This window comes from Adhaeribacter pallidiroseus (assembly GCF_003340495.1).
Classification (GTDB): Bacteria; Bacteroidota; Bacteroidia; order Cytophagales; family Hymenobacteraceae; genus Adhaeribacter; species Adhaeribacter pallidiroseus.
This window is the reverse complement of the sequence record NZ_QASA01000001.1, coordinates 4,841,053-4,857,813: the sequence shown is the minus strand read 5'-3', so window position 1 is coordinate 4,857,813 and position 16,761 is coordinate 4,841,053. Positions and strand designations below refer to the sequence as shown.

At 44.4% G+C, this 16,761-nt stretch carries 12 protein-coding genes; 9 read left to right on the top strand and 3 right to left on the bottom strand.

Annotation, left to right across the window (positions count from 1 at the left end):
• Nucleotides 1-209 precede the first annotated feature (209 nt).
• From AHMF7616_RS19410 to AHMF7616_RS19395, 4 genes are all read left to right on the top strand, one after another.
• A complete protein-coding gene (locus AHMF7616_RS19410; protein WP_115374385.1) occupies nt 210-1,301 on the top strand; it encodes a DUF6807 domain-containing protein in 1,092 nt (363 codons plus the stop codon).
• A gap of 311 nt (nt 1,302-1,612) precedes the next feature.
• On the top strand, nt 1,613-2,635 hold the full coding sequence (locus AHMF7616_RS19405) for a glycoside hydrolase family 43 protein (protein ID WP_115374384.1): 1,023 nt from the start codon (nt 1,613-1,615) through the stop codon (nt 2,633-2,635).
• A 31-nt stretch (nt 2,636-2,666) separates the two neighbouring features.
• Entirely contained in the window at nt 2,667-3,122 is a 456-nt protein-coding gene (locus tag AHMF7616_RS19400) for a hypothetical protein (protein ID WP_115374383.1), read from the top strand.
• Between the two features lie 65 nt (nt 3,123-3,187).
• A complete protein-coding gene (locus tag AHMF7616_RS19395) occupies nt 3,188-4,243 on the top strand; it encodes a family 43 glycosylhydrolase (protein ID WP_115374382.1) in 1,056 nt (351 codons plus the stop codon).
• A 139-nt stretch (nt 4,244-4,382) separates the two neighbouring features.
• On the opposite strand, the gene AHMF7616_RS26480 is transcribed toward AHMF7616_RS19395, so the two are convergent.
• The gene (locus tag AHMF7616_RS26480; protein ID WP_158546207.1) at nt 4,383-6,674 is read right to left on the bottom strand and encodes an InlB B-repeat-containing protein; all 2,292 of its coding nucleotides are present in this window, start codon (nt 6,672-6,674) and stop codon (nt 4,383-4,385) included.
• 538 nt (nt 6,675-7,212) lie between these two features.
• Here AHMF7616_RS26480 and AHMF7616_RS19385 point away from each other — a divergent pair.
• The 4 genes from AHMF7616_RS19385 (at nt 7,213) to AHMF7616_RS19370 (ending at nt 11,977) form a co-directional block, all read left to right on the top strand.
• Nucleotides 7,213-7,608: a c-type cytochrome gene (locus AHMF7616_RS19385; RefSeq protein WP_115374381.1), complete on the top strand. Its 396-nt coding sequence runs from the start codon at nt 7,213-7,215 to the stop codon at nt 7,606-7,608.
• 462 nt (nt 7,609-8,070) lie between these two features.
• Entirely contained in the window at nt 8,071-9,111 is a 1,041-nt protein-coding gene (locus tag AHMF7616_RS19380) for an aldose epimerase family protein (RefSeq protein WP_115374380.1), read from the top strand.
• An 82-nt stretch (nt 9,112-9,193) separates the two neighbouring features.
• Nucleotides 9,194-10,354 carry a galactokinase gene (locus AHMF7616_RS19375; RefSeq protein ID WP_115374379.1) on the top strand — a complete coding sequence of 387 codons (1,161 nt, stop codon included), beginning with the start codon at nt 9,194-9,196 and terminating at the stop codon, nt 10,352-10,354.
• A 600-nt stretch (nt 10,355-10,954) separates the two neighbouring features.
• Nucleotides 10,955-11,977, top strand: a complete 1,023-nt coding sequence (locus tag AHMF7616_RS19370; RefSeq protein WP_115374378.1) for a UDP-glucose--hexose-1-phosphate uridylyltransferase — start codon at nt 10,955-10,957, stop codon at nt 11,975-11,977.
• Between the two features lie 300 nt (nt 11,978-12,277).
• On the opposite strand, the gene AHMF7616_RS19365 is transcribed toward AHMF7616_RS19370, so the two are convergent.
• Together AHMF7616_RS19365 and proS are read right to left on the bottom strand one after the other, a co-directional pair.
• Nucleotides 12,278-13,339 (bottom strand): oxidoreductase, encoded by a 1,062-nt coding sequence (locus tag AHMF7616_RS19365; RefSeq protein ID WP_115374377.1) that lies wholly within the window; start codon nt 13,337-13,339, stop codon nt 12,278-12,280.
• Between the two features lie 451 nt (nt 13,340-13,790).
• On the bottom strand, nt 13,791-15,266 hold the full coding sequence (gene proS / locus AHMF7616_RS19360; RefSeq protein ID WP_115374376.1) for a proline--tRNA ligase: 1,476 nt from the start codon (nt 15,264-15,266) through the stop codon (nt 13,791-13,793).
• A 173-nt stretch (nt 15,267-15,439) separates the two neighbouring features.
• Between proS and AHMF7616_RS19355 the strand changes: the two genes are divergently transcribed.
• Complete coding sequence (locus AHMF7616_RS19355) at nt 15,440-16,753, top strand: hypothetical protein (protein ID WP_115374375.1); 1,314 nt, start codon at nt 15,440-15,442, stop codon at nt 16,751-16,753.
• Nucleotides 16,754-16,761: the final 8 nt, after the last annotated feature.

Sequence of the window (16,761 nt, the reverse complement as noted above, 5' to 3'; positions counted from 1 at the left end):
GCTTAGTACATCCATGAAAAGAAAGGGGGGTGATAACACGCAAGTTTATCACCCCTCTTTACTTCAAGTGCAGCCGCACGCTACGTCACTTGCATCAAAAATTTAAAATTTTTTAAAATTTTTCGTCATTCAGGAGGAACCTATTCGGCTACGTAGCTAAATAGGTTCCTCCTGAATGACCAGGAATATAACAGTCTATTGGAATAACTATGAAAAGGCATAAACACATTTTCTGGGTAACAGCTTTGCTGGTGACAACCTTACTAATCAGCGCCGGATTTATTTTAAAAAAACCAAGTCCGGTTCAAACGAAAACTCAAAAATTTACGCTGGTAGCCGATGCCAAAAACAAGCGGGTAGATGTATTGGTAGATGGCCAGCCCTTTACTTCGTACTTCTACCCCAACGATTTAATGAAACCGGTTTTATATCCCATTCGCACCAGTAAAGGTACCCTCATCACCCGGGGCTGGCCTTACGATCCGCGGCCGGGCGAACGCGTCGATCATCCGCACCACGTGGGTTTATGGTTTAACTACGGCGATGTAAATGGCCTCGATTTCTGGAATAACTCTACGGCCATTGAAGCCAGCAAGAAAAGCGGCTACGGAACCATTAAACACAATAAAATTTTAAAAATGACGAACGGCGATAACCAGGCCGAACTTGCCGTTACCATGGATTGGCAAAAACCCGACGGTACCAACTTACTTCGCGAAGACACCCGCTTTGTTTTTAGTGGCTCCGGCGACAACCGCTACATCGACCGGATTACCACCCTCACTGCCTTAAAAGAAGAAGTAGTCTTTAAAGACAACAAAGAAGGCGTTATTGGCCTCCGGCTGGCCCGGGAACTGGAACACCCTTCGGATAAGCCCGAAGTATTTACCGATGCTAGTGGCAAAGCTACCCCGGTTGCTAAATTAAATAACGAAGGCGTTACCGGTAAATATCGGAGTTCCGAAGGCAAAGAAGGCGATGCCGTTTGGGGAACCCGCGGCAAATGGGTAAACTTAACCGGTACCATTAAAGCCGAACCAATTTCGCTGGTAATGCTCGATAATCCGCAGAACGTGGGTTACCCTACTTACTGGCACGCGCGCGGATACGGTTTATTTGCGGCTAACCCGCTGGGTCAAAAAGCCCTGAGCGATGGCAAAGAAGAATTAAACTTTAAACTGGCTCCCGGTAAATCCGTAACGTTCCGGCACCGCCTGATTGTGCACTCCGGCAGCAGTTTAACCGACGACCAGGTAAACGCCGAATACCAGAAGTTTGCCGGTAAAAACAGCAAGCTGTAAACCGCTGATCAAAATATTTTTCATTGCTTCATAAAGTGGGTTAAATCCGGTGGTTGCTAGCTGCCGGGTTTCTTCTTTTCGGCCAGGTAAAAATTTTGGCTGAAGTAGTTTTTTAAAAATTCAGTTCTGAGTTAATAGATTCTTTTGCAAAAGTTAACCGGAAATCGAATGGAAGATTTGGTAGCCTTTCCTAAAATGAATAAACTTAATGCCTGTTGTAAAAACGGCTGTTATTTGCATTAGACTAACGCGTTTTTACTGCGACAACCAGTCGTAAACAGCGGCTATCAGAAGGTTTGTAGCGTTCCAAAATGAAAAAATTTAAAAAAACAGGATTTTCTTTCTTCTTGCTGGTGATATTTTGGAGCATGCTAACCGCGCAGGCGCAGGATAAAACCTTTACCAACCCGCTGGTGCCCAACGGCCCGGACCCCTGGGCTTACCGGCATACCGACGGCAATTATTACTTTATGTCGACGAGCGGTAACAAACTAGCCATTTATAAATCAAAAACTTTAAGCGGCATTAAACAAGCCAAACCTCAAGTGGTTTGGACGCCCCCCGCTTCCGGCCCAAACAGCAAAGATATCTGGGCCCCCGAAATTCACTTTCTGGACGGCAAATGGTACATCTACTACACCGCCACCGACAAAGCCAACCCCGGCGATAAAACCCGCTACGTGTTTGTGTTAGAGAACGCCAGCCAAGACCCGTTAACCGGTAACTGGGTGGATAAAGGTAAAGTAAACACCAATTATTCCGGGCTGGATGGGTCGGTATTTGAGCACCAGAAGAAACGTTATTTTGTGTATTCGGCGTACGTTGGTCCGCAAAGCCGCTTGTTTATCGCGGAAATGAAAAACCCCTGGACCATCAGCGAAAAGCAGGTAGAAATTGCCAAGCCAACTTATGACTGGGAAAAGTTTAAAGACCGCGAAATCCTGGAGGGACCCCAATTTTTGGAAGGGAAGAAAGGTACGTTGCACATCATCTACTCGGCCAGTGCTTGCTGGGATGATAACTACGCTTTGGGCATGCTTACGGCTTCGGCCAAAAGCGATATACTCCACCCCGCCTCTTGGCAAAAATCACCTAATCCAGTTTTTAAAGCTTCTAAAGAAAACAACGTGTACGGCCCGGGGCATAACAGTTTTACCAAATCGCCGGACGGCCAAGAAGATTGGATTGTGTACCATGCCAAATCCGAAGCCAACGGCGAATGCAGTGGCCGTAGCACCCGCATTCAGAAATTTACCTGGAACCCCAATGGCACCCCGGATTTCGGGAAACCTTTAGCCATTGAAACCGCTATTGTAAAACCTTCGGGTGAGTAGTAAATATAATAATGATGTTCCTTAAGGATTAATGAAAAGGGTTTTAGTAGCTTATATGAGTTTGATCATAGTTATTTCATTTACCTCTTGCCAGTCTTACATTATTAAACAAAAAGGCTACTTAACAAAGGATAATAAACGTGTCACTTACAAATTGAATCCACCCGATGGGTACTTAGAGCAACTTTTATTAGAAGCGCATGGTAGGTCATATCAATTTATATATGAAAACGGTGGGTTGTTTTACTTTTCTATGGAAGACTTTGGTTGGAACTACGAAGAAATTGCAAAATCTGGAAAGTTTTTAATTGGTGGGCCAAAAAGGGATGAAATCAATTCGAATTCAGGCAAAGAAGCAAATGGCTATTGGAGAAAAGAAGAAGTAAAGGGATCGTATTGGATAGGTTACCAGAACATACCTGAACAAAGAAAAAACGAGTTTGATAAAGTTATCAATGAGTTTGTTTTTAAATATGATGGTAGATAGTCACACATATACAGCAGCTACTTTAACATATTGGCAAAACAAAAATTTTAAAAATTCTTAATCCGATGCAGCATTCTTCCGCTTCTAAGTTTCTGATTTTACAGCTTGTTCTGGTTTTTAGCTTTTTGGCAAAGCCCGAAATAGCTGATGCGCAATCCGGTACAACCCTTAACGACCAGCAAAAACTAACTTACCAAAACCCGGTGTTCAATCACGATTTCCCGGACCCGAACCTGGTACAGGCGCCCGATGGTTATTTTTACAGTTATTCTACTCAAGTTAATTGGGCAAAGGATAATTTCGGCGGACCGTTTGTTACGCCCATTCTGCGCTCGAAAGATCTGGTAAACTGGGAAAAAGTAGGCGACGCGCTAAGTAAAAAACCCGACTGGAAGCAAGATGGCGGCATTTGGGCTCCTGATGCGGTTTTCTATAAAGGTAAATACTTTCTCTATTATTCTTTTTCTACCTGGGGCGACCCAAACCCGGGTATTGGCGTAGCTACATCCGATAAACCCGAAGGCCCTTTTACCGACCATGGCAAGCTGTTTTTAAGCAAAGAAATTGGCGTAGATAATTCGATTGATGCTTTCTTCTTCGAGGATAAAGGCGTTCCGTATTTAATCTGGGGCAGCTTTCATGGTATTTATGGCGTAGAACTTTCCGAAAACGGTATGCAGCTAAAAGGCGAAAAATTTAGGTTAGCTGGCACAGCTTACGAAGGTTCGTACATTCACAAAAAAGGAAAATACTACTACTACCTGGGTTCTACCGGTACTTGCTGCGAAGGTGAAAAAAGTACGTATGAAGTAAAAGTAGGCCGTTCTAAAAAGTTTAAAGGCCCTTACCTGGATAAAGACGGCAAACCTTTACTCGACAATGGCGGTACCCCATTACTAAGTAAAAATACGGGCCCTGCGGGCTTTGTCGGCCCCGGGCACAACGGCGACCTGATCCAAGACAAAGCCGGCCAAACCTGGATGCTCTATCATGGTTTCCGGAAAGATAGTCCGGGAACCGGCAGGGTAATGTTGCTCGACAAAATTAGCTGGAAGCGTAAATGGCCGGTAATCGAAACCGCGCAACCGTCCATTACTCCACAGGAAGGCCCGGTTTTTTAAAAACACAGCGGCAAGCTATTTACTGTTGTTACGTCAAAATAAAAAATATCAGGTTGTAGTTTCCTGCTGGAGAACCGTTTTGGCTTAAGAAATCAATGTAAACTCTGTATAACACCAATTATTTAGTAGTACTGTTCTTTTATTGCCGCAATAATTTTAGCACTTCCTGTTGTTCCTTAGTATTTAGGTGTAGATAATAAATGCCGCCGGTAAGCATTTGTGGGGCAAAGTTAAATTCTAACAAACTGGTTGGCTCGGCTATACGAAGTTCACCGGTTGCTATAGTTGTTCCCATCTCCGACAGCAACTTATAAGTAATTTTCCCGTGCCAAGCAATTTCTGATTTTACCTGTATGTACCCCGAGAAGGTAGGAGTAGGATAAACCACCAAAGAAACAGGCGCAGTAGTAGCGCGATTCTCTACTCTGAAATTCAAAGTTAAGGGCGGACCAGCCGTGCCCCCACTGGCCGAAGAGTAAGCCGTAGCTTTTAAACTATAACTGCCCGTAGCCGGTGTCCAGCCAGTATAGTTGCTGTTAGTATCACCAAATAAAGCATAAGGAGCAGTACTTTCCGTAATGTTTCTGGTTTGGGTTCCGCTTAAGTTAAATACTACCCGGCCGGTAGTAGCCGGGTTGGTATTAGCCCGAATATTTAAATTTTTTACAGTTGCCAGGTTAATAACGTCGTTCGGTACTAAATTCCGGATAGGCTGATCGGTAGAGGCATTTATTAAGGTAAAACTTACCACCTGCGGCCCGGCTGGCGTAAAATTAGCGGTAATGCTTTTATTTGCCGTCATACTTACCGACAGGGGATTAGTGGTGCCCGTGGCTGCCCCACTCCAACTACTAAAGCGGTAACCAGCTGCGGGAGTTGCGGTTAATTTAACCGTAGTACCATCCGTGTAGTTGGTTTGGTTCGGGTTTTTAGTTACGGAGCCGCTGCCCGTAATAGCTACCTGTAAAGTATAAGTTGGAGTCGGATTTACAGTAACAGTTACTGGTTTTTGGCCGGTTAATACCGGAGAACCATTATCAGTTACTTGCACAGAAAAGGTAAACGTACCTGCTTGAGTCGGTTTCCAGCTAAAGGTGCCGGTAGTGTTATGGATGGAGGCTCCGGCCGGGGCTTTTACCAAAGAATAAGTTTTGGTTTGATTCGCATTAACATCCGTGGCCGAAGCAGTAAAGTTTAAAGTTTGACCCAGCGTTAGGGTTTTATTTTCAATAGTGTTAAGTACAGGAGCGAGGTTAGTTTGTTTCCGGCGAATCAATGCTTCCAGGTAGTAATAATCCGCGTAATTTAAGGGAACATCTACTTCTGCATTCCGGGGTTTATTACCCGTGCTGTGTAATAAAATAAAGCCCCGGTTCTCGCCCACCGGAGAAATGTACTGGGTAGCAAGGCTGGTCATTATTTTATCGGCCATAGTCCGGTAATTACTGGCCTGCGTACTGTAAGTGCTTAATTCGTACAAGGCCGAAGCCATAATGGCGGCCGCCGAAGCATCGCGGGGCTCATTGGGAATAAGCGGAGCATTATAATCCCAGTAAGGAACCCCATCTGCCGGTAAGTTCGGATGATTGAACAAGAAGGACGCAATGTTTTCGGCATGCTGCAAGTACACCGGGTTTTTGGTTTCGCGGTAACACATGGTATAGCCGTACAAACCCCAGGCTTGCCCCCGGGCCCAAGCCGACGCATTGCTGTAACCTTGCGCGGTTACTTTTTTAATTACGGCTCCGGTAGTTGCATCGTAATCAACCACGTGCCAGGAGCTGTAATCCGTTCGGAAATGGTTTTTTAAGGTAGTATTGGCATGTGACACCGCAATATTATAATAAGAGAAATCGCCGGTTAACCGGGTAGCGGCAAAGAGCAATTCCAAATTCATCATATTATCAATAATAACCGGGTAGCTATACAAATTGGTGCTATGGTCCCAGGAGCGAATACAACCAGTTTTAGCATTAAATCGGGTTACCAGCGATTGAGCGGCCTGAATGATTGCCTGGCGGTAAGCTGCCGTGGGGGCGAGCCGGTAACCAGTACCAAAGCTGCCGTAAATTTTAAAACCCACATCGTGCGTGCTGGTATCAAACTGTTCTGTGTTTAGTTTGGCGGTATAAGCCTGGGCTTGCGTGAGCCAATAAGTATCCTTGGTATGTTCGTATAAGAACCACAAAGTACCCGGGAAAAAGCCACTCGTCCATTCTTTCGAAGAAATAAGCTTTACCAAGCCAGTGGGGGTTAGAGAGTGCGGTAAAAGTAAATCTGGCCGGTCAGTTGTTTTTGCCGCGTCTATTTCCTGAAGCAAGCGCGCAGTTTGGGTTTGGGCGTGGCTAAAGGCATGATCTACCTCTACTTGCGCCCAGCTGGTTGCCCACGATAAACTACTCGCCAGAAACAGAATAAATTTAGCTTTCATAGGTGTTATAGAATTCTGGAATAGAGGCGAGTAGGTTTGATTTTGTCAGCTTAACGGAACATACGTTTTTAGGCATTTTTCAGCTATATAATTAAAAAAATTTAAAAATATATGGCAGCTGCAAAGATACATTTATTTGAGGGTAGCTTAGGCCAGGGTTCCATCCTTACTCTTTATAATTTCAACGTTTAAGGGCATTTATAAATACTTTTTAGAATGCTGTTGTTACCGGCAGCGGTTAAGCCGTATTTATATGCGATAGTGGGTACAATATAGCAGCAACAAAAAAGCAATAAGAACAAAATTTGAAAAAAAGGTATAAAAATTGTTACTTAGAGCTTTGCTTAGTATTTAATGTAACCACATACAGCTTAAGCGGTATACACCTAATAAACGGTTACAATTTTTTTAATATAAATAGCGGGTTTATTGTGTTTGCCAGGGTTCAGATTAATGGTGATGACTCATAACTATTAAGCCAGAATAAACCAGCAGAAATAGAATTTAACTTAATAGCTCCATACACGTAAATTTAAAAATGAAAAAAGTAATTAATTATTTTAAAACTGCCGCTCTAGCTGCGGTACTCTTGGCTTCGTCGGCGGCTTATGCCACTACTGGTGTACCGGTGCAAGGATCGGCAAATTTAAAAGGGAAGGCGCTGATGGATAAAAGCGATTGTAGTGCTTGCCACCAGTTGGAAGTAAAAGTGGTAGGTCCGGCTTTTAAAGATATTGCTAAAAAATATAGTGCCGATAAAACCGCTGTTAATAAGCTTTCTGATAAAATTATTAAAGGTGGAGCTGGTAGCTGGGGTGATATCCCGATGGCGCCGCACCCGCAAGTTTCTAAAGCCGATGCTTCTGAAATGGTAAAATACATTTTATCGTTAGCTCCGGCTGGTGGTGCTAAGCCTGCCGCCAAGAAAAGCTAAGAGATTTAAATTCTTATACGCAAAGGCCGGTAACTGCTAGTTACCGGCCTTTTTGTTTTTATATTTTTAAATTTCAGCGTGTAAGTACCAGAAAATCAAACAAACTATTTCCGCAGTAACCAGTTTTCTTTAAAGATTCTTCAGTAGCTACAGTATTTATTTAATTTTATGCTACTTAAATAAATTAGCCTGATCATGCTGTTTTAGTTACGGCTATTAGCCTAAACAATAAAGAGGAACTTGGTTTAATTGCTGTTTTTTTAGTAGGTTATGCCGATTTTATATTGCTAATGCGGATAGCTCTTAAGGAAAAGGAAAAATTTAAAAAAATTACAGGTAGTTTCGGGCTTAGTGTTCCTGTTCTAGCGTAAGGGCTTTTAAGAATCAATTCTGTTAAAGAAATAAAATCGAATACTGCAGCGGCTACCAAAGCAGAAAAATAGTTCTACCCATAACCATTATATGCAAGAAGAAAATTTTGGTAAAACCCCGGATGGTACCGCAGTAAAACGGTATACCCTCATCAACCAGCAAGGTACTTCTATAAAAATTACGAATTACGGCGGCATTATTACCCACATTATTACTCCAGATAAAAATGGTGAAGCAGGTAATATCGTGTTAGGTTTTGATAATCTGGATACGTATTTAGCCGGTCATCCTTACTTTGGGGCCATTGCCGGCCGTTGCGCCAACCGGATTGCCAAAGGTAAATTTACGCTGAACGGCCAGGAATATACCTTAGCAATCAATAACGGTCCTAACCATTTACACGGTGGCTTGCAAGGCTTCGACAAGCAAGTCTGGACCCCGGAAATGCTGCCGGAGCAAAATGCGTTAAAATTAACCTATATCAGTAAAGATGGCGAAGAGGGATACCCGGGTACTTTAACCTCTACGGTTATTTATACCCTTACGGAGGCCAATGAATTAAAAATAGACTACGAAGCTACGACCGATAAAGCTACCCCCATTAATTTAACCAACCATAGTTATTTTAACCTGGCCGCCGGCCAAGCCGAAGATGCTCTGAACCACGAAGTCATGGTTCAGGCGGACCGGTACACCGTGATTGACGAAAATTTAATTCCTACCGGGGAGCTACGGCCCGTGGCTGGTACGCCGATGGATTTTGCCACGCCGCATACCATTGGTTCGCGCTTAACGCAGGTAGAAGGTGGTTACGATCATAATTATGTGCTTATTAACGGACAGGACAAGCAGCTAAAGTTAGCGGCCCGCGTTTATGAACCGCTTACCGGCCGGGTACTCGAAACCTATACTACCCAACCCGGCATGCAGTTTTACTCCGGTAATTTCCTCGATGGAACCTTAACAGGATCGGATAACAAAATTTTTAAAAAACATTACGGTTTTTGCCTCGAGACCCAACATTTCCCGGATTCTCCAAACCAGCCCAGCTTTCCATCTACCATCCTTAACCCCGGCAACACGTATAAAGAGTCAACGGTGTATCGCTTTGCGGTACGGAATGAGGCGTAAAATCGCCAAAGGCAGAATTGCTGTTGCTTCATAAATATAAGCTACTATTGGCCTGGTATTTAGGCTGCTAAACCTATACACTATGATTAACGATATTGTTTCTAAATTTAAAGAACTCTACGAGCAAGAACCCGTGTTAGTGCGCTCACCGGGCCGGGTAAACCTGATCGGCGAACATACCGATTACAACAATGGCTTTGTGTTGCCGGCTGCCATTAATAAAGAAGTTTACTTTGCCGTAGCGCCTAACAACACGAACAGTTTTCGGGCCTATGCTTTTGATTTGCACGAACAGGCGGAGTTTCGTTTATCGGAGGTTAAAAAATCAGATATTTCCTGGGCTAATTACTTACTAGGCGTTATAGCCCAAATGCAAAAAGCCGGGTACCAATTACCCGGGTTTGATGTGGTTTTTGGCGGCAATATTCCGCTTGGGGCGGGCTTATCTTCGTCGGCGGCCATTGAGTGTGGGCTAGGCTTTGCCCTGAATTATATTTTTCAGCTTCATATCGAAAAGTTTGATTTAGTTAAAATGGGGCAAAAAGCCGAACACGAATTTGCGGGCGTTATGAGCGGCATCATGGACCAATTTGCCAATACCTTCGGGCAGAAAAACCACGTGGTAAAGCTCGATTGCCGCTCTCTGGAATACCAGTATTATCCTTTTGATATTACCGATTACCGTATTGTGCTTTGCGATACGCAGGTAAAACACTCGCTGGCTTCTTCGGAGTATAATACTCGCCGCAAAGAATGCGAAGCCGGCGTTGCGCTGCTGCAAAAGCATAATGCCCAAGTACAAAGCTTACGCGATGTTACCGAAGCCATGCTGACCGCCCATGAAAGCGAATTTGAGCCCGTCATTTACAAGCGTTGCCGCTACGTGGTGCAGGAAAACAACCGGGTAGAAGCCGCCTGCCAGGATTTAGAAAACAACGACTTAGCCGCTTTCGGGCAAAAAATGTTTGCCTCGCACCAAGGCTTGCAACACGATTACGAAGTAAGCTGCCGGGAACTCGATTTTCTAGCAGATTTAGCCCGACAAGATGATTCTGTTCTGGGTGCCCGCATGATGGGGGGCGGATTTGGCGGTTGTACCATTAACTTGGTAAAACTAAGCGGCTTAGATGCTTTTACCCAAAAAATGACTACTGCCTACCAGCAAGAATTTGCTGTTACTCTGAAAACCTACGTAGCCGAGATTGTAGACGGAACCGGGTTGGTTGGACAGTTGGAAGGTTAGAAGGTTACAGGTTTAAAAAGTTGCAAGGTTGAAAGGTTGGAAAGTTGCAAGGTTGCAAGTTAACAGGAATTAAAGCTCCTCTCCTTGGCTAAGGAGGGGTAAGGGGTGGTTGACCACGACACTGGAAGATGCCAGAACGTATTCACAAATAACAAAATTTAAAAATCTGCAACAACAAAATTGCAGCAACTTAACTCCTCCTGAAGCTGCATTATGGAAACATTTAAAGAATAATCAACCAAGAAGAAAATTAAGAAAGCAACCCATTGTGGAGACGAATATTTTGGATTGCAATTGCCCCGGGAGAAGCTTGGGATTGAGTTAGATAGAAAATAACCCCTTCGCTGATAATAGTTTAGCAAAGAATAAGACATAAAATTTAAAAAACTAATATTAAAACGCCAAGGTTTGAGAATAAGGATGTATTTGAAAGGGGATTGGAGAAAATTAAAGTGAAATTTACCACCCCCAACCCCTCCTAAATCAGGCGGGGAGCTTTCTATATCTCATACAATTGAAGTATACAACGAGCAACGAATAACTAACAACTAAAACTCCGTAGGCCATCGACTGCGGACCATGGACTATTGACTAAAAAATATGGCACTTGATTTAGCAGAACATCCGCACCGCAGATACAATGCGCTTACTGGCGAGTGGGTATTGGTATCGCCGCACCGGGCTAAACGCCCATGGCAAGGCCAGCAGGAAGAAGTAGAAAAAGAAACGCGGCCGGCTTACGACCCAACCTGCTATTTATGCCCCGGCAACGAACGCGCTGGTGGCGAAAAGAACCCACCGTATTCCCAAACCTTTGTTTTTAATAACGACTTTGGCGCTCTACAGGAGAGTACACCCACCGGCAGCTTTGAGAAAAGTGGTTTGCTGAAAGCTGAAAGTGAACGGGGAGTCTGCAAAGTAATCTGTTTCTCGCCCCGGCACGATCTTACTTTACCCGACATGGAAGTAGCTGATATTCGCAAAGTAGTAGATCTATGGCAGCACGAATACGAAGAATTGGGTAAGCTCGACTTTATCAACTACGTCCAGATTTTTGAAAATAAAGGCATTATTATGGGTTGCAGCAACCCGCACCCGCACGGCCAGATCTGGGCGCAAAGCTCTATTCCGGTAGAGCCCGCCAAAGAATTAATGCAGCAGCAAAACTACTTTGAGGCGAATAACCGCAGTTTACTCAACGATTACCTGGCCATTGAACTCGAAGAAAAAAAACGTATTGTAGTAGAAAACGAGCATTTTGTGGCGTTGGTACCTTTCTGGGCCGTGTGGCCTTTTGAGACCATGATTGTGAGCAAGCGCCACTTTGGTAATTTGAGCCAGATGAGCGAGGAAGAAAAAGATGCTTATGCTGATTGTATAAAAAGATTGACTGTAGTTTACGATAAAGTTTTTAACGTGTCGTTTCCGTACTCAGCTGGTATTCACCAAACGCCAACCGATGGACAAGAGCATCCGGCTTGGCATTTTCACATGCATTTTTATCCGCCGCTGCTTCGCTCCGCTACCGTTAAAAAGTTTATGGTGGGCTACGAAATGCTGGGCAATCCGCAACGCGATATTACCCCCGAAACTGCTGCCGATCGCTTACGCAGTTTGGTGTAGTTAGTATAAATTATCAAAAAAGAACAGCCGGGAGATACAAAGCTATTTCGTGTATCTTCCGGCTGTTCTTTTTTAGAAAATAAGTTGTTACAGCATTTAAAAGAAGAGGCATAAGGTCTCCTGATTAGTAGTTATAATTTTAAAAATTTACCACTCTCAACAATCAACCACCCCCAACCCCTCCTTATCCAAGGCGGGGAGCTTTTTACATCTACCAAGTACCATTTACCAAGTACCATCTACCAATTAGTAACTTGCAACCTGTAACCTGCAACTTTCTAACCTTCCAACCTTTCAACTCTAATCAACTAAAATTGTCCGCTTTTCGGTGCTACTTAGCTGGGCTAGTTGGATGAGTTGAATGCCTAAGGCTGCTTCTTCGGGTTTCACTTGCAGTTCTTTGCCTAAGCGAATGGCCTCGTATACGTTTTGGTAAAAAGCAGGGTAGTCGCCGGGCAATGTTTCGATGGTGCCGGTAAAGTGCAGGCCGTTTAGTTGGGTATTTAGTTTGCCCCAATCCGCAGTAGGTTCTTGTCCCCAGTTTGGTCCGGTAGGTATTTGGCCCACTTTTAAGGCTTCTTCCTGCGGATCGATGCCATATTTATGAAATGAGCCTTCGGTCCCATTTAATATGTAACGCGGACCGGGTTCACGCACCAGGTAACTGGATTTTATACTCGCCATTAATTCCGGGTAATGCAGAGTAATAGCGTAGTAATCATCAATTCTACCGCCGGGGCGCTGCGTACCCAAGTGGGCGGTAATGGCTTGGGGTTTTCCAAATAATACCAGGGCCTGATCAAGCATGTGGGAGCCTAAGTTGTATAATAAGCCCGAACCAGGGCCGGTTTCTTCTTTCCAGGTGTTAGCTTCTACGTAGTTCCGGAAACGATCATAATGGGCTTCGTAATACACCAGTTTGCCCAAAAGCTTTTGCGCTACCACCTGCTGAATGGTCCGGAAATCGCCATCCCAGCGCCGGTTCTGAAAAACAGTTAAAATGCGGTGCTGTTCTTTGGCCAGGGTAATTAATTCGTTTGCTTCCTGGGCGGTAACGGTAAATGGTTTTTCCATTACTACGTGTTTACCGGCGCGCAAAGCTTGTTGGCCCATCTCGAAATGCAGCGCGTTAGGCGTATTAATCACTATTAGTTCCAAGGCATCGTCCTGAATCAACGCCTGAAAATCTTTAACTACTTCCACTTCCGGGTAGCGCAATTTTGACTTTTCGCTGCTTCGTTCCAGTACTTTGGTGATCTTGAATTGCGGATTGGCGGCCAGCAAAGGAGCGTGAAAAACCAGACCAGACATGCCGTAAGAAGCTAACCCTACCGTAATCGGCGCATTTTGAGAAGAAGTCATATTTTGCTGCAAATTGTTTTACCGGAAAATCCAAATATACAAGCAATGCCAGAGGAAGCAATCATTTGTATTAGTTTCTTGAAGGTTGTGTTTTTAAATTTATTAAATCCGGTAAATTCGCAGAAGAGAGAGTAAGGATGGTGGAAGTAAGAATTTTTAAATTTTTGATAATTTGTAATAATCCCTTATGAACCATTACTAGTTCAATCTAACTTGTTCATTCTGATTTGTAGAAACCATCCGGTTTACAAATTCTAAAATTTCATAAAATGATATCGCACATCCTGTTCAGCTTTTTAATCATCTTTTTTAAATTTCAAAAAATCTGGCACGAGCAAGCAATAACGAGTCGCTTATAGGAACATAAAAAAGAAACCCGATAAGTTTTACAACTTACCGGGTCTAGTTAAAAATTTAAAAAATCTTACTACTAGCGTCTTGATATTAGTGTCTAATAAGCCCGGGCAAAATGTACGCGCCGAGTCGATGGTTTTCCGGTTAAAATACAAGTGCCTTCTTCCGCCTCCGCGTCCAGGGCAATGCACCGGATAGTAGCTTTGGTTTCTTCTTTTATGCGTTCTTCCGTTTCGGGCGTGCCGTCCCAATGGGCTAAAACAAAACCACCTTTCGTATCCAGCACATTTTTAAATTCGTCGTACGAATCTACTTTGGTAATATGCACTTCCCGGAACTGGTAAGCTTTCTGATAAATATTTTCCTGGATTTCGGTTAAGAGATTTACTACTTGCGTTTCCAGGTTTTCGAAGGGGTAAGTAGTTTTTGCTTTGGTATCGCGGCGAGCTACTTCGGCAGTGCCATTTTCTAAATCGCGCATGCCAATAGCAATCCGGACGGGTACGCCCTGCAACTCGTACTCGGCAAATTTCCAGCCGGGCTTCTGGGTATCGCGGTCATCGAACTTCACCGAAATGTTGCGGGCTTCTAAAGCTTGTTTTATCTGTTTGGCTTTTTCCGAGATTTGCGCCAATTGCGTTTCGTTGAAAAATACCGGAATAATAACCACCTGCGTAGGAGCCAGCATGGGAGGCAATACCAAACCATCGTCATCGGAGTGGGCCATGATTAAAGCACCCATTAAACGGGTGCTCACGCCCCACGAAGTTCCCCAAACGTACTCTAAACCACCTTCCCGGGTAGCAAATTTTACATCAAAAGCTTTCGCAAAATTCTGACCCAAAAAATGCGAAGTACCAGCTTGCAAGGCTTTACCATCTTGCATCATGGCCTCAATGCAATACGTTTCCAGGGCCCCGGCAAAACGTTCGTTCGGGCTCTTAACGCCGCGTACTACGGGCACAGCCATAAATTTCTCCGCAAACTCGGCGTATACGCCCAACATTTGCTCCGTTTCGGCAATAGCTTCCTGAGCCGTAGCGTGGGCCGTATGGCCTTCCTGCCACAAAAACTCCGATGTCCGTAAAAATAAGCGGGTGCGCATCTCCCAGCGCACTACGTTCGCCCATTGGTTGAGCAGCAGCGGTAAATCGCGGTACGATTGAATCCAGTTTTTGTACGTATTCCAGATTACCGTTTCAGAAGTAGGCCGTACGATCAGTTCTTCTTCCAGTTTAGCATCCGGATCCACCACAATGCCGCTGCCATCTTCGGCATTTTTAAGGCGGTAGTGCGTTACTACGGCGCATTCTTTGGCAAAACCTTCTACGTGGCTGGCTTCCTTGCTAAAGAAAGATTTAGGAATAAACAAAGGAAAATAAGCATTGCTATGACCGGTTTTTTTAAACATATCGTCCAGGATACGTTGCATCTTTTCCCAAATGGCATAACCGTATGGTTTAATTACCATGCAGCCCCGCACGGGCGAGTTCTCGGCCAGTCCGGCCCGCTTTACTAACTCATTGTACCACAGGGAGTAATCTTCGCTTCTTTTCGGTAAGCTTTTGCTCATTTTTTTATTATTTTTTGTATATTTGTATTGGAAAATTCGTAGTTATTTGGTACAAGATTTGACTATTAAAATAATATATCAAATCTGTTCAAAATTACGTTAAATTATAATAAAGCCAACCTTTACCGGAAGGCTGCTTAAATTTTATCTCGTAGCGTTATAGCCCATACACCATGAAATACTTACATAAACTCTCATTAGTGCCATTGGCAACCCTCCTGCTGGCAGGTTGCAGTGGTCCTACTGCCATTCAGTCATCTACCGAAACCGATGATTTATACTATGCTTCTACGGATAAAACCGTATTTGCCAGCAAGCCCACGGCGGCTGTAACCGAAAATAACGTTGCTAACGAGTCTAGTTCTAATCTAAATCCGGACGAAGTAGCGAATCCGGAATATTCGGGTACTACTAAAAACAACCGGAGCAATAACGATGATTCGTACAGCGATTATGATTATTACTCCGAAGATTATACCTATGCTTCGCGTATTCGCCGTTTTAACAGCCCGTACCGCGGCATGTCATATTATGATTTTGCTTATACCGATCCGTATTGGTACGGTTCCGGGTTTAATGCTTATAATCCGTTCTACGATCCGTTCTCTTATGGTTCCGGATTTTACCGTCCGGGTTTCTATACCGGTCTTTCTATTGGCTTAGGTTGGGGTAATCCGTTTTTCTCGCCTTATGCCGGTTATGGTGGTTTTTACAGCCCTTACAGCTATGGCGGCGGGCTTTTTGGTTATCGTAATGGTTTTAACAATGGTTATTACAACGGCTTCTATAACGGCTATTATGCCAATGGCGGCAACTATGATCGTTATCCTACTAACTATCGGCCGCGTAATTACGGTCCGCGCCCAGAGCGTAGCGTAGTGCCTACCGATCGCAATAATGCGGGTGGTCGTATAGCTCCTGGTACGGGTGGTAACCGGGTAATTGATGCGAATGGTGGTCGTCCGGCCCGGATTGTAAATGGTGGTGGAGTAGTTGCCCCAAGTACAGGTAATGCCGGTGGTGTAATAAACCCGGGTAATGTAGGAGGTACATCAGGTCGTGCGGTACGTGGTGCCCGTACGGCGGTTGTTAATCCCGTAGATGCTGGTACAGTAATTTCTCCGAATACCAATCAGCCGGCCCGGGTTAGTACTGATAATTCCGGTTATCGGCCATCTACTCGCCCGGTACGTCGGTTTGAAGGAACTATTTCCAATGATGCGGCAACTCCAACCCCGCCTAGCTTCCCAACTGAGACCCAACGTCAAAGCCGGCCAGCGCGGGTAATTGAATCACAGCCGCGGACTTTTGAAACAACCCCTCGTTACGAAGCGCCTCGCCGCGAAAGCCGTAGTCAGGATATTTTCCGGTCGCAGCCAGCTCCGCAACGCAATGATTCCTGGAGTCAGCCTAGCCGTTCTTCTTCGCCTGCTCCGTCTAATAATGGTGGTGGCAGCAGTGGCGGTGGCAGACCCAGACGTAATTAAATTTCTTT